At 68.5% G+C, this 14,027-nt stretch carries 12 protein-coding genes and 1 other RNA gene; 2 read left to right on the plus strand and 11 right to left on the minus strand.

All coding sequences use genetic code 11. The annotated features are described in order from the left end of the window. Window positions 1–5 precede the first annotated feature (5 nt). The 7 genes from mraY to rnpB form a co-directional block, all read right to left on the minus strand. On the minus strand, window positions 6–1,178 hold the full coding sequence (gene mraY / locus V8Z80_RS12120) for a phospho-N-acetylmuramoyl-pentapeptide-transferase (protein WP_155197042.1): 1,173 nt from the start codon (window positions 1,176–1,178) through the stop codon (window positions 6–8). Continuing rightward, the gene (gene murF / locus V8Z80_RS12125; protein ID WP_442951969.1) at window positions 1,168–3,978 is read right to left on the minus strand and encodes a bifunctional UDP-N-acetylmuramoyl-L-alanyl-D-glutamate--2,6-diaminopimelate ligase MurE/UDP-N-acetylmuramoyl-tripeptide--D-alanyl-D-alanine ligase MurF; all 2,811 of its coding nucleotides are present in this window, start codon (window positions 3,976–3,978) and stop codon (window positions 1,168–1,170) included. Before murF ends, mraY begins: the two co-directional genes overlap by 11 nt. Then, the gene (locus V8Z80_RS12130) at window positions 3,975–5,708 is read right to left on the minus strand and encodes a peptidoglycan D,D-transpeptidase FtsI family protein (RefSeq protein ID WP_155197044.1); all 1,734 of its coding nucleotides are present in this window, start codon (window positions 5,706–5,708) and stop codon (window positions 3,975–3,977) included. Before V8Z80_RS12130 ends, murF begins: the two co-directional genes overlap by 4 nt. Further along, window positions 5,705–6,019 carry a cell division protein FtsL gene (gene ftsL / locus V8Z80_RS12135; RefSeq protein ID WP_155197045.1) on the minus strand — a complete coding sequence of 105 codons (315 nt, stop codon included), beginning with the start codon at window positions 6,017–6,019 and terminating at the stop codon, window positions 5,705–5,707. Before ftsL ends, V8Z80_RS12130 begins: the two co-directional genes overlap by 4 nt. Before the next feature lie 3 nt (window positions 6,020–6,022). Next, complete coding sequence (rsmH, locus tag V8Z80_RS12140) at window positions 6,023–7,111, minus strand: 16S rRNA (cytosine(1402)-N(4))-methyltransferase RsmH (protein WP_155197046.1); 1,089 nt, start codon at window positions 7,109–7,111, stop codon at window positions 6,023–6,025. Between the two features lie 7 nt (window positions 7,112–7,118). Next, the gene (gene mraZ / locus V8Z80_RS12145; RefSeq protein WP_336062127.1) at window positions 7,119–7,547 is read right to left on the minus strand and encodes a division/cell wall cluster transcriptional repressor MraZ; all 429 of its coding nucleotides are present in this window, start codon (window positions 7,545–7,547) and stop codon (window positions 7,119–7,121) included. Window positions 7,548–7,821: 274 nt separating this feature from the next. Continuing rightward, window positions 7,822–8,234: RNase P RNA component class A (gene rnpB, locus V8Z80_RS12150), an RNA gene on the minus strand. 71 nt (window positions 8,235–8,305) lie between these two features. Here rnpB and V8Z80_RS12155 point away from each other — a divergent pair. Next, entirely contained in the window at window positions 8,306–10,192 is a 1,887-nt protein-coding gene (locus tag V8Z80_RS12155) for an ATP-binding cassette domain-containing protein (protein WP_336062128.1), read from the plus strand. 77 nt (window positions 10,193–10,269) lie between these two features. On the opposite strand, the gene pyrC is transcribed toward V8Z80_RS12155, so the two are convergent. After that, the gene (gene pyrC / locus V8Z80_RS12160) at window positions 10,270–11,322 is read right to left on the minus strand and encodes a dihydroorotase (RefSeq protein WP_336062129.1); all 1,053 of its coding nucleotides are present in this window, start codon (window positions 11,320–11,322) and stop codon (window positions 10,270–10,272) included. An 82-nt stretch (window positions 11,323–11,404) separates the two neighbouring features. Beyond that, window positions 11,405–12,592 (minus strand): M20 aminoacylase family protein, encoded by a 1,188-nt coding sequence (locus V8Z80_RS12165; RefSeq protein ID WP_155197048.1) that lies wholly within the window; start codon window positions 12,590–12,592, stop codon window positions 11,405–11,407. A 144-nt stretch (window positions 12,593–12,736) separates the two neighbouring features. Between V8Z80_RS12165 and V8Z80_RS12170 the strand changes: the two genes are divergently transcribed. Then, window positions 12,737–13,009: an SWIB/MDM2 domain-containing protein gene (locus V8Z80_RS12170; RefSeq protein ID WP_155197049.1), complete on the plus strand. Its 273-nt coding sequence runs from the start codon at window positions 12,737–12,739 to the stop codon at window positions 13,007–13,009. Between the two features lie 402 nt (window positions 13,010–13,411). On the opposite strand, the gene V8Z80_RS12175 is transcribed toward V8Z80_RS12170, so the two are convergent. Next, window positions 13,412–13,777, minus strand: a complete 366-nt coding sequence (locus tag V8Z80_RS12175) for a DUF4870 family protein (RefSeq protein WP_155197050.1) — start codon at window positions 13,775–13,777, stop codon at window positions 13,412–13,414. 34 nt (window positions 13,778–13,811) lie between these two features. After that, the coding region (locus V8Z80_RS12180) for a hypothetical protein (protein WP_336062130.1) at window positions 13,812–14,027 on the minus strand (216 nt) is incomplete at its 5' end.

Raw genomic sequence — 14,027 nt, forward strand, 5'->3', positions numbered from 1 at the left:
GCCCGTCACCGCAGCTTCAGGGAAGACAGGCCGACCAGCACCAGCATCATGCTGATGATCCAGAAACGCACGACCACCTGGGTTTCCTTCCAGCCGCCCACCTCGAAATGATGATGCAGCGGGGCCATGCGCAAGATCCGCCTGCCCTGGCCGTATTTGCGCTTGGTGTACTTGAACCAGGCCACCTGGATCATCACCGACAGCGTCTCGACCACGAACACCCCGCCCATGATGAACAGCACGATCTCCTGGCGCACGATCACGGCGATGGTGCCCAGCGCGCCGCCCAGCGCCAGCGCCCCGACGTCGCCCATGAACACCTGCGCCGGATAGGCGTTGAACCACAGGAAAGCCAGCCCGGCGCCGGCGATCGCCGCGCAGATCACCATCAGCTCGGACGCCCCCGGGATATACGGAAAGAGCAGGTATTTGGAATAGTCCACGCGTCCGACCACGTAGGCGAAGATGCCCAGCGCGCTGCCCACCATCACGGTGGGCATGATCGCCAGCCCATCCAGGCCGTCGGTCAGGTTCACCGCGTTGCTGGTGCCCACGATGACGAACCAGGTCAGGGCCACGAACCCGAACACCCCCAGCGGATAGCTCACGCTCTTGAAGAAGGGCACGATCAGGTCGGCGCGCGTGGGCAGCGGCATGGTCAGCCCGCTCATGATCCAGTCGCGAAACAGCGGCCACAGGTCGGTGTTGGCCGGCGCCGATACGGCAAAGGCCAGGTAGACGGCCGCCACCAGCCCGATCAGCGCCTGCAGCGCGAACTTCTGGCGCGCCGGCATGCCCTCGGGATCGCGGTGCACCACCTTGCGGTAGTCGTCCACCCAGCCTATCCAGCCAAAGCCAAGGGTAACCAGCAGCACCACCCAGACGAAGCGGTTGGTCCAGTCGGCCCACAGCAGCGTGCTCACCCCGATGCCGATCAGGATCAGCGCCCCGCCCATGGTGGGAGTGCCGGTCTTGACCAGGTGGCTTTCGGGGCCGTAGGTGCGCACGGCCTGGCCGATCTTCATCTCGGTGAGCTTGCGGATCACCGCCGGGCCGGCGATCAGCCCGATCAGCAAGGCTGTGGCGCAGGCCAGCACGGCGCGCAGGGTGATGTATTCGAAGACGCCGAAGGCGCGGACGTGATCGTCGGAGAGCCAGCGCGCCAGTTCAAGCAGCATGGAAATCTTCCTGGGTTTTCTTGTTGTTCAGATAGGCCTGGACCACGCGCTCCATGCGCATGAAGCGCGAGCCCTTGACCAGGATGCTGGCGGGCTTGGCCTGTTCGAGCGCCTGCACGATCTGCGCCACGCTGTCGGCGGCCAGCGCCGTCTCGCCATAGGCGCGCGCCGCATCCTGGCAGGCCTGGCCCAGCGTGCACAAGAAATCGATGCCCTTCTCGCGGGCATAGGCGCCCACCTCGGCATGCATGGCCGGGCCGTTCTGGCCGACCTCGCCCATGTCGCCCAGCACCAGCGCGCGCGGCGCCGGCATGGCCGCAAGCACGTCGATGGCCGCGCGCACCGAATCCGGATTGGCGTTGTAGCTGTCGTCGATCAGCATGCGGCCGCCGGGCAGCTTGCAGTGCTGCATGCGGCCCTTGACCGGCGCGAAACCGCCCAGCGCCGTCACGGCGGTGGACAGCGGCACGCCGGCGGCCAGCGCGCAAGCCACCGCCGCCAGCGCATTGCGCAGGTTGTGCAGGCCGTGCACGGCCAGGCGCAGCGCGGCCTGGCCGGCCGGCGTATGCAGCTGGCAGCTGATGCCGTCCTCGCCAAGCGCGACCTGCTCGGCGCGCACGTCGGCCTGGGCGGTCAATCCAAAACGCAGCGTCCTGCGTCCGGCCGCCAGTTCGTCCCAGACCCAGGCATGCTCGTCGTCGGCCGGGTAAACCGCCACCCCCTCGGCCGGCAAGGCCTGGATCACCGCGCCGTTCTCGCGGGCCACGGCCTGCACCGTATGCATGAACTCCTGGTGCTCGCGCTGCGCGTTGTTCACCAGCGCCACGGTGGGCGCGGCCATGCGCGCCAGCCCGGCGATCTCGCCCGGATGGTTCATGCCCAGCTCGACCACCGCCGCGCGGTGCTCGGGCCGCAGCCGCAGCAGCGTCAGCGGCACGCCGATGTCGTTGTTGAAATTGCCGGCCGTGGCCAGCCGGGCAGGCTCGCCCACCCAGGCCGCCAGGATGGCCGAGATCATTTCCTTGGTGGTGGTCTTGCCGTTGCTGCCGGTCACGGCGATCAGCGGCAGGCTGTGATGGGCGCGCCAGGCCGCGGCCAGGCGGCCCAGGGCGGCGCGGGTATCGCCCAAGGCGATCTGCGGCACCAGGGCGCCCGGCACCGGCCGCTCGACCACGGCGGCGCATGCGCCGGCCGCATGGGCCTGCGGCACGTAGTCGTGGCCATCGAACTGCTCGCCGCGCAGGGCCAGGAACACCTCGCCGCGCTGCAGCGTCCGGCTGTCGGTGCTCAGCGCATGCGCGGGCCCCCAGGTCAGTCCCAGGCGCGCCCACTCGCGGTCGTCGAAAGGCTGGCGCAGGCCGGCCGCCTCCTGGTAGGTTTCATGCCCCTTGCCGGCCAGCAGCACCACGTCCTGCGCCGTGCAGGACCAGATGGCGCGCAGGATGGCCTGCGCGCGGTCGACGATGGCCAGGGGCCGGAGCTGTCCCGGCACGCCGGCCAGGACCTGGGCGATGATCGCCTCGGGATCTTCGTTGCGCGGATTGTCGCTGGTGACGATCAGCCGGTCGGCATGCTGCGCGGCGGCCAGCCCCATCTCCGGACGCTTGCCCGCATCGCGGTCGCCGCCGCAGCCGAATACGCACACCAGCCGGCCCTGCCGGGCGGCCGCGGCAGGCCGCAGGGCCTGCAGCACCCGCGCCAGGGCATCGGGCGTGTGCGCGTAGTCCACCACCACCATCGGCCCGGGCGCATCGCCGACGATGGGCTGCACGGGCTGCAGGCGCCCGGCCACCGGCTGCGCTTCGGCCAGCACCGCGGCCGTGGGCGTGAGCGCGTAGCCCAGCGCACGCAGTACGCCGGCGACCAGCAGCAGGTTGCTGACGTTGTGCCGTCCCACCAGGCGGCTGACGATCTGCACCTCGCCTTCGCGCGCGCCCAGCGTGAACACCATGCCGTGATTGCCGTCCTGCACGTCGCGCGCCCACAGGGACGGCAGCGCACGGTCCTGGCCCTGGGCGAATCCATAGGACAAGACCGCCTGCGCAGGCAGCTGCGCAATCAGGCGCGCACCGGCCGCGTCGTCGGCGTTGACCACGGCCAGCGGCCGCTCCTGGGCTTCGAACAGCTTGCGCTTGGCGGCCTCGTAGCGCTGCATCGAGCCGTGGTAATCCAGGTGGTCGCGGCTCAGGTTGGTCCAGCCGGCCACCGACACCCGCACGCCGTCCAGGCGGCCTTGCTCGATGCCGATGGACGAGGCCTCCATCGCCACCGCCTGTGCGCCGGCCGCGCGCATCGCGGCCAGGGTGCGGTGCACCGTCAGCACGTCGGGCGTGGTCAGCACGCCGGGCGCCGCGGCGCCGTCGGGCATCACCGTGCCCAGCGTGCCGATGACGCCGCAGGGCCGCTGCAGGCGGTTCAGGGCCGCGGCGATCCACTGCGTGCAGGAAGTCTTGCCATTGGTGCCGGTCACGGCAATCACGGTCAGCGCACGGGAGGGCTGGCCGTACCAGGCGTCGGCCAAGGCGCCCAGGCCGGCTCGCAGCTGCTCGACCTGCAGCACCGGCACGGCGCCCGGATCCTCGAACCCGCCGCGCTCGGCCAGCACGGCCGCCGCGCCCTGCGCGATGGCCTGGCCGATGTAGTCGCGCCCGTCGCCGGCCGCCCCCGGGCAGGCCACGAACACGTCGCCAGGCTCGATACGCCGGGAGTCCATGCACAAATGCGCTTGCGCCGGCACATGCCGGCGCAGCCAGTCCATCAGTCCGGCCGTATCCCTGCCCAGGAGATTCGGTGCGCTCATCGCGGCGTCTCCAGGCTGGCGCCGGCCACGACGGTCGACTGGAACGGGGCGTCCGGACGCACGCCCAGCATGCGCAGGCTGCCGCCCACGATGGTGGAGAACACCGGCGCGGCCACCCGGCCGCCGTAGTAATGGCCGGCCTGCGGCTCGTCGATGCTGACGGCCACCACGATGCGCGGATCGGAAACCGGCGCAAAGCCCACGAAGGAGCTCCGGTAGCTGCTGGTGCTGTAGCGGCCATCGACGATCTTGCGCGCCGTGCCGCTCTTGCCCGCCACGCGATAGCCCTGGACCTGCGCCAGCTTGGCCCCGTCCGGACCGGCGGCGCCCTCGAGCATGTCGCGGATGGTCCGGGCCAGCTCGGGCGTGAAGATCCGCACGCTGGTCGGTTCGCTGTCGCGGCGCACCAGGGTCAGCGACACCATATCGCCATCGCGCGCGAAAGCCGTATAGGCCCGCGCCATCTGCATCAGCGACACCGACAGCCCATAACCGTAGGCCATGGTGGCCTTTTCGATGGTGCGCCAGCGCTCCCAAGGCCGCAGGCGGCCCGCGGCCGCGCCCGGAAAGCCGGTATTGGGCGCCTGGCCCAGCCCCATCTCGGTGAACTTGTCCCACATCTCGCGCGCCTCCAGGCGCTCGGAGATCAGGGTCATGCCGATGTTGCTGGAGCGGCGCAGGATGCCGGCCACGTCGATGACGCCGTTGCGGCTCACGTCGCTGATGGTGGCGCCCTGGAAACGGAAACGGCCGTTGCCGGTGTCGAACTGCGTGTTCACGTTGATGCGGCCGAGTTCGAGCGCCAGGGCCGCCGTAAAGGGTTTCATGATCGAGCCCGGCTCGAAGGTATCGGTCAGCACACGATTGCGCAGGGCCGCGCCGCGCAGCGTCTCGCGGCGATTGGGATCGAAGCTGGGCAGGTTGGCCAGCGCCAGGATCTCGCCGGTCTTGACGTCGATCACCACGGCCGCCGCCGCCGCCGCGCGCTGCTCGGTCATCGAGTCCTGCAAGGCCTTGTAGACCAGGTATTGCAGCCTGCTGTCGATGGACAGGTGCAGGTCGCGGCCGTCGGCCGGCGGATTGACCGCCTGCACGTCCTCGATCACGCGCCCGAGCCGGTCCTTGATGACGCGCCGGCTGCCGGGCTTGCCCGAAAGCAGCGCGTCGAAGGCCAGCTCCACGCCTTCCTGGCCCTTGTCCTCGACGCTGGTGAAACCCACGATGTGCGAGGACACATCGCTTTCCGGATAGACCCGGCGGGTCTCGGGCTGCTGGTGGATGCCCGGCAGGCCCAATGCCTTGACCTTCTCGGCCACGTCCATGGGCACCTGGCGCTTGAGGTAGACGAAGTTGCGCTCGACGTCGGCCAGCCTGCCGCGCAGCTCGGCTACGGACACGCCCAGCAGCTTGGCCAGCGCGGCAAGCTGGGGCGGCTCGATGGGGCGCGTGTCCTCGGGAATGGCCCAGATGGCGCGCGCCGGCACGCTCGATGCCAGCACCACGCCGTTGCGGTCCAGGATCTTGCCGCGCGTGGCGGGCAAGGTCAGCGTGCGCTCGTAGCGGCGCTCGCCCTGCTGCTGCAGGAATTCGGTCGACAAGCCTTGCAGGTACAGCGCGCGGCCGGCCAGCGCCAGGAAGCCGCACGACAGCAGCAGCAACACCAGCCGGGCGCGCCAGGTGGGCAGCTGCACCCGCAGCACGGGGTTCTCGAAGAAGGAGAACCGCTTCATTGCGCGTGCCCTCCGCCGGCGGCTTGCGCCTGCCCGGCCTCGGTGAGCTCGGGCAGGTTCACATAGAGCGTGCGCTCTGGAACCACCGGGATCATCTTGAGCTGCGAGCCGGCCAGCTGGTCCACGCGGGCATTGCGCGCCAGGTCGGCCCGCTCGAGCTGCAGGCGGCGCCATTCCACGTCGATCTCGCGCTCCTGCGCGTTCGAGCGCTCAAGCTCGACGAACAGCTCGCGCGCCTGGTAGCGGCTGGTGACCAGGGAAATGGCCGACAGCATCAGCAAGCCGGCGGTGAGCAGGATCAGGCGCCCCATGGCTCAGCTCCGCCGGGCGGTGCGCCCGCCCGGGTGCCGGCGCGCGGCCGGCGCGCGCCCTTTCTCGCCCAACGGCAGTCCACGCACGAATGCGGCGGCCTGGCCTTCGCCCAGCGGGGTATCGGTACGTTCGGCCACCCGCAGCACCGCCGAGCGGGCGCGGGGATTGGCCGCGACTTCCTGCTCGTCAGGCAGCACGCGGGCCAGCTTGCGCAACACCGGCCTGGGCATTTCGCTCTCGCGCAAGGGCAGCCGCGCATAGGCCTCGGACGGCTTGGCCGCCGCGGCGATGCACTGCTTGACCATGCGGTCCTCGAGCGAATGAAAGCTGATCACGGCCAACCGTCCGCCAGGCTTGAGCAGCGTCAGAGCTGCCTGGAGGGCGCTCTCGAGCTCTTCGAGTTCCCTATTGAGGTAAATCCGTAGAGCCTGAAAGGTGCGAGTGGCCGGATGCTGGCCCTTTTCGCGCGTACGGACGACGCCTGCCACGAGCTCGGCGAGTTCGAGCGTGGTAAGCAGCGGCCGTGTTGCGCGGCGAGCAGCAATCGCCTTTGCAATCTGGAAAGCAAACCGTTCTTCGCCATAGCCCGCTATGACCTCCCGCATGTCATCAACGCTGGCTTGCGCCAGCCACTCGGCGGCGGTTTGCCCCCGAGACGTATCCATCCGCATGTCCAGCGGGCCATCCCGCATGAACGAAAACCCTCTTTGCGCATCGTCGATCTGGGGCGAGGAAATCCCCAGGTCCAGCATCACGCCATCCACGCCCGCGATGCCCCGCTCGTCCAGCTCGCGGGCCATCCCGGCAAAACCTTCGTGCACCACCTGCACGCGCGCATCCTCGGCCGCCAGGGTCCGGGCCGCCTCGATCGCCACCGGGTCCTTGTCGAAGACCACCAGCCGGGCATCGGGGCCCAGGCGCTCGAGCAGCAGCCGCGAATGCCCGCCGCGCCCGAAGGTGCCGTCGACATAGACGCCGTTGGCGCGGGGATCGGCGCCCGCCTGGCCCGCGGCCGCGACGCCGCCGGGGCGCACGGCCAGCAACGCGTCGACCGTCGGCGCCAGCAACACGGGCCGATGCACGAATTCCATATCGGTTTCAGAACGAAAACTGGTCCAACACACCCGCCATGTTCTGCGCCAGGTCCTCGGCCTCTCGGCGGGCCAGCGCAGCGGCGTCCCAAAGCTCGAAGTGCGCGCCCATGCCCAGCAGCATCACTTCGCGTGTCATACCAGCGGCGGCCCGCAGCTCCGGCGCGACCAGGACCCGCCCGGCGCCGTCCAGCTCCACGTCCTGCGCGTTGCCCAGCAACAGGCGCTGCAGCGCCCGGGCCTGCATGGGCAGCGCGGCGATCTGCTCGCGCTTGGCTTCCCACACCGGCCGCGGATACACCAGCAGGCAGCCATCGGGGTGCCGGGTGAGGGTCAGGCGGCCTTCGCACTGCGCAGCCAGGACGTCACGATGCCGGGTGGGTACGGTCACCCTCCCCTTCGCATCGAGCGTCAGCGCACTGCTACCTTGGAACACCCCGGAGCCCCCACTTTATTGCACAAAATCCTACTTTTTCCCACTCTAAGGGATGGATACAAGCCGGTCAAGCTAAATCTCGATTTTTTTCAATCACAACAAGGACTTAGGACAATTTGTAATATTTGGCCCAGGGAAAATCCCATGAAAAATCAAGCCTTTATGCCCTTCTCTAAAAGTCCTTCTTCAAGAAACGGCCGCCAAGGGCAGTCACAGGTACGTTTAAATACGAAACGCCGCCCGGAGGGCGGCGTTCAGGAGACTGAAAGCAATGAGGCAAGACGAATCTGTAGGCCGGATTCTGTAAGCCCGGTCACCCGGGCCGGCAATCATTCCTCTGGGCACGCCATTGCTGACGCACTCTAGCCATCTACCCGCATGCTCGGACGGGCCGCCCTGACGCGGCACGAAGCCGCACGCATGCCTATTTGATGTTGCTCCGGATAGAGGTTGCCGCGTTTCACCCTGCGGCCTGGCGGGTTCTTGCGAACCCGCTCGGCACGGAGATGGCCGTGCCGGTGCGCCCCCCGGGAACCCCCTTGGGGACGCCCGCGCCGCAGACTCGTCTCTGTGGCCCTATTCCTCGGCGCGCCCCACGCGCGCCGGACGGCCGTTAGCCGCTATCCTGCCCTGCGGAGTCCGGACCTTCCTCGATGCCTGCGGCACCGCGATTGCCCGACTCGTCCTGCGCCGTCATTGTAGCCCGAGACGGCAGGCCGGACCTGCGACAATGGGGTTTTGCCGATTTCTCCAGACGCATGGCCGCCTCCCTCATCACCCTTAGCGACGTACAGCTCGCCTACGGACACCACCCCTTGCTCGATCACGCCGACCTGGCCGTGCTCGAAGGCGAGCGCATCGGCCTGATCGGCCGCAACGGAGCGGGCAAGTCGTCCCTGCTGCGCCTGCTCGATGGCCGCAGCGAGCCGGACGACGGCAGCGTGGCCCGCGCCGGCGGCCTGAAGGTCGCCACGGTCGAACAGGAGCCCGAGGTCGACGAGAGCGGCAGCTTCTACGACGCCGTGTTCGGCGAGTTCGACCCCGAGTCCGAAGACTGGCAGCGCCCGGCGCGCGTGCGGGCCCTCATCGAAAGAATGGGCCTGGACCCGGACGCGCCGGCCCAAGGCCTGTCCGGCGGCCAGCGCAAGCGCCTGGCCCTGGCCCGCGCCCTGGCCGACGCGCCGGACCTGCTGCTGCTGGACGAACCGACCAACCACCTGGACTTCGAAGGCATCGCCTGGCTTGAATCCCTGCTGCGCGAAGCCAGTTTCGCGGTGGTGTTCATCACCCACGACCGGCGCTTCCTGGACGCGATCGCCACCCGCATCGTCGAGCTGGACCGCGGCAAGCTGCTCAGCTTTCCCGGCAATTTCTCCGCCTGGCAGGAGCGCAAGGCCCAATGGCTCGAGGCCGAGCGGCTGGAGAACGCCCGCTTCGACAAGCTGCTGGCCCAGGAGGAAGTCTGGATCCGCAAAGGCGTGGAGGCCCGCCGCACCCGCAACGAAGGCCGCGTGCGGCGCCTGGAGCAACTGCGCCGCGAACGCGGCGAGCGCCGCGAGCGCCTGGGCAACGTCACCCTGGCGGTGGCCGAGGGCGCCCGCTCCGGCAAGCTGGTGGCCGAACTGCAGCATGTCAGCAAGGCCTTCGGCGAGCGCGTGGTGGTCGACGACTACTCCACCACGATCCTGCGCGGCGACCGCATCGGCCTGCTGGGCCCGAACGGCGCGGGCAAGACCACCCTGCTCAAACTGATCCTGGGCGAGCTGGCGCCCGACAGCGGCACGGTACGCATCGGCACCAACGTTTCGGTGGCCTACTTCGACCAGATGCGCGGCCAGCTCGACGAACACGCCACCCTGGCCGACGTCATCAACCCTGGCAGCGAGTGGGTCGAGATCGGCGGACAGCGCAAGCACGTCATGAGCTACCTGGGCGATTTCCTGTTTTCGCCCGCCCGGGCGGGCTCGCCGGTCAGCAGCCTGTCCGGCGGCGAACGCGCCCGGCTGCTGCTGGCCAGGCTGTTCGCCCGGCCGGCCAATGTGCTGGTGCTGGACGAACCGACCAACGACCTGGACATCGAAACCCTGGAGCTGCTGGAAGAACTGCTGCAGGACTATGCCGGCACCGTCCTGCTGGTCAGCCACGACCGCGCTTTCCTGGACAATGTGGTCACCCAGACGATCGCCAGCGAGGGCGACGGCAAATGGCGCGACTACGTGGGCGGCTACCAGGAATGGCAGGCCCAGCGTCCCCCGCCAGCCGCGCGCCCGGCCAATGCGGCCCAGGCCGGCGGCAGCCGGCCCGCGCCCGCCGCGGCCGGCGCCGCTTCCCCGGCCGCGGCGAACGCCCACGGCGGCGATGCAGCTGGCACGCAGCTGGCCGGGACAGCCGGCAAACCGGCTCGGCGCGCGCGCCTGACCAGCTGGGAACTGCGCGAACTGGAATCCCTGCCCGACACCATCGCCGCCCACGAAGCGGAACTGGCCGAACTGGCCCAGCAGCTCGCGCAAGGGGACATCTATCGCGATGCGCCGGAAGAAGTGGCGCGCATCACCGCGCGCACCGAGGCGCTGCAGGCCAAGCTGGCCGAGTTGTTCGACCGCTGGGAAGCCCTGGAAGCCCGCAACCAGGACGCGGGCGCATAGGCCGGGCGCGCCGGAGCGGGCAGCGCGCGAGCGTCGCAGGCCGCAACTGCGGCGGCCCACGATCGGCCAGGGCTGCGTCAGGCCTGGGGCCGCACCCGCCAGTTCAGCGTCTCGCCGGCGGCCAGGGGGACCAGCGTCGCCTGGCCATAGGGCAGTTCGGCCGGGACTTCGAAGGGTTCCTTGACCAGCGTCAGCGTGCCGGTGTTGCGCGGCAAGCCATAGAAGTCCGGTCCGTTGAAGCTGGCAAAGGCCTCGAGCCTGTCCAGGCGCCCAGCCATCTCGAAGGCGGTCGCGTACAGTTCCATGGCATGCAGCGCCGTATAACAGCCGGCACAGCCGCACGCGTGCTCCTTGAGATGGCGCGGATGCGGCGCGCTGTCCGTGCCCAGGAAGAAGCGGGGGCTGTCGCTGGTGGCCGCCTCCAGCAGCGCGCGGCGGTGCACCTCGCGCTTGAGCACCGGCAGGCAGTACCAGTGCGGCCTCATCCCGCCAAGAAACAGGGCGTTGCGGTTGTAGAGCAGGTGATGCGCCGTGATGGTGGCCGCCACCGGGCCTTCTGCCTCGCGCACGTAGTCCACGCCCTCCTTGGTGGTCAGGTGCTCGAACACCACCTTCAAGCCCGGAAAGGCCCGGCGCAAGGGCAGCATCACGCGATCGATGAACACCGCCTCCCGATCGAACACGTCAACCGCCGGATCGGTTACCTCGCCATGCATGAGCAAGGGCATGCCCGCGCGCTCCATCGCCGCCAGCGCCGGCGCGCAACGCCCGAGCAGGTCGGTCACCCCGGCATCCGAATTGGTCGTGGCGCCGGCCGGATATAGCTTGACGGCCACCACCCCTTGCTCCTTGGCCCGCTCGATCTCGGCCGCCGGCGTGTTGTCGGTCAGGTAAAGCGTCATCAGCGGCGTGAACGTGCCCGGCGCGATGCCGGCGCGCGCCAGGGCCGCCTCGATGCGCTGGCGATAGGCCAGGGCCTGCTCGGCATTGACCACGGGCGGCCGCAGGTTGGGCATGATGATGGCGCGCGCGAACTGCCGGGCGGTATCGCCCACCACCGCATGCAGCGCCTCGCCGTCGCGCAGGTGCAAATGCCAGTCGTCCGGGCGGGTCAAGGTAAGAGTCGTCACGTATCAGGCCTGCTTGAAATACGAAATTGAGGAAAAAGACCGCGGCTTGCCGGCTGGCCGCCGGCGCCATGCGCGCGGGACGTCACAGCGGCATGCTGCGCTCGGCAATCGAAGCGAACAACGCGCTGCCCAGCGGGATGACCGCGTCGTTGAAATCGTAACGCGGATTGTGCAGCAGGCAGCCTGCATCGGCCCCGCCTTGGCCCAGGCGGAAATAGGCGCCCGGCTTGACCTGCAGCATGAAGGAGAAATCCTCCGAACCCATCGACGGCGTCAGGTCGCGTACGACCTTGTCCTTGCCGATCAGCTGGGTTGCCAGATCGGCCACGAAATTGGCCTCTGGCGCGGTGTTCAGCGTGGCCGGATAGATCCGCTGGTAGTTCAGCTGGGCGCTGGCGCCGAATGCGCCGGCGATGGACTGCGACAGCTCGCGCATGCGGGTCTCGACCATCTCCTGGACCGAGCGGCGAAAGGTGCGCACGGTTCCCACCAGCCGCGCCTCGCGCGGAATCACGCTCATGGCATCGGGATGGCCGGCCTGCACCGATCCCACCGAGACCACCGCCGAATCCAGCGGGTTGACGTTGCGCGAGACCACCGACTGCAACGCGGTGATCAGGTGGCCGGCCACCAGCACGGGATCGACGGTCTGGTACGGATGCGCGCCGTGGCCCCCCACGCCGGTGATCACGATCTCGAAACGGTCGGCCGCCGCCATCATCGGGCCCGGATTGATGCCGATGGTGCCCGGCGGCAAGGCCGGCCAGTTGTGCAGGGCATAGACGGCATCGCAAGGGAAGGTATCGAACAAGCCGTCGTCCAGCATGGCGCGCGCGCCGCCCCGGCCTTCCTCGGCCGGCTGGAAGATCAGCACGACGGTGCCATCGAAATAGCGGGTCTGCGCCAGGTAGCGGGCCGCGCCAAGCAGAATGGCCGTATGGCCGTCGTGCCCGCAGGCGTGCATCAGGCCCGCCTTGCTCGAACGGTGGGCAAAGGCGTTGTCCTCGGTCAGCGCCAGGGCGTCCATGTCGGCGCGCAGTCCGATCATCTTGCCGCTGTCGCAACGCTGGCCCTGGATGACCCCCACCACGCCGGTCTTGCCGATGCCGCGGTGGACCTCCACCCCGAGCGACTGCAGGGCCCCGGCCACGATTGCCGAGGTGCGGACCTCTTCGAAACCCAGTTCGGGATGCGCATGCAGGTCACGACGCAACGCGGTCAGCTCGTCGTGAAAGAGCCGGATGGAATCCAGCGGAGAGCGTGGTTTCATGGACTGGGGCAGACCTTTATGCCCTGAAATGGCAAGCTTTTATTGTAGAGGTTACCGGGGATAAATGCCTTTGTCTTTCGCATCCAGACACGTTATGCTGCGCCCGCAGGACTTTTTTCAATCAGCCCGAGAAGGAGAGCCAGTATGGCCACACCCTCCACGACCGCGCGCAAGCCCAACGCCGCTTTCATGAAGCCCCTGACGCCCAGCGAGACACTCGCCGCCGTCATCGGCCCGGAAGCCGTGCCGCGCACCGAGGTCACCAAGAAGATCTGGGATTACATCAAGAAACACAACCTGCAGGATGCCAGCAATCGCCGCAACATCAACGCCGATGCCAAGCTGCGCCCTCTGTTCGGCAAAGACCAGGTCTCGATGTTCGAACTGACCAAGCTGGTCAACGCCCACCTGAAGTAAAAACGCGGCGGACGCAAGGCCTGCGTCCCGCGTCCCCCCTTTTCGTTGCTGGTTACGGGCCTGCCTGAACCTGCGCGCCTTCCACGCGCCGCAGTGAGCGCGGCGTGGCAATGTACGCCGCGAAAGCAAAGCGGGCCTTTAGCGGCCCGCTTTGCGCTTTTGCATGGGCGGCCCCTATCCGGCACGCTTTCCCGACGCTATCCAGCCATACGGTGTCAAGGCGCCCTGGGCACGAGGATCCGCTTGCGTTGCGCGCGCGGCCGTGCGAATGCGGTAGCGTGCGAATGCTCGGGCAGCGTGCGTCACGCGGTCCGCGTGCGTACGAACGCGCGGGGATCCACAGGTGCCCGAGGGCCCTGCGAGGGGCCGCTCGTTTCATCAAGACAACCGCCTAGGGGCGCGCTATTCGTAGGCGCCCGGCGCCCGGCCTTCCAGCAAGGCAAGCCATCCGCGGATCAGGCGATAGAGCACCCAAATCACGGTGGCCAGCACGCCCAGCCAGCCGATGAAGATCAGGGTCAGGATCCCGCTGATCGCCAGCCATAGCAGGCCCCACCAGAAAGTGCTGAGCAGCCAATCGAAATGAGCGGCATAAAACGTACCGGCCGTGTCCTGGCGCTTGATGTACAGCAGCACGACGGCCGCCAACGTGGCGATTCCCAGAAACCCGGCGCTGACAAAGCCCAGGGCAAAAAGGCCGTAGGCCGCGTGTGTCAGGTTGCGCAGTGACATGCCCGAAGGGTCGGGCCGTTGCAGCGTGTCGCTCATCGAAGAGACTCCTTGTTCCTGTACCGATTCAATCTTACCGCACTGCGACGCCAGCGCTGATGCGATGCAAGCAAGGGCTAGCGGCGGCGCACCGGCTACGGGCCATTGCCACCACTGCATTGGCCAGCACCTGGTCAACAAGAAGTCGTATCACTTGCGCCAACCTGGTGCGGACCAGCCCTGCAGCGATCAGCCCCGCAGCGATCAGCCCTGCAGCGATTAGCCCTGCAGCGATCAGCCTGGCAGCGAA

The sequence above is a fragment of the Orrella sp. JC864 genome (assembly GCF_037026685.1).
Classification (GTDB): Bacteria; Pseudomonadota; Gammaproteobacteria; order Burkholderiales; family Burkholderiaceae_B; genus Orrella.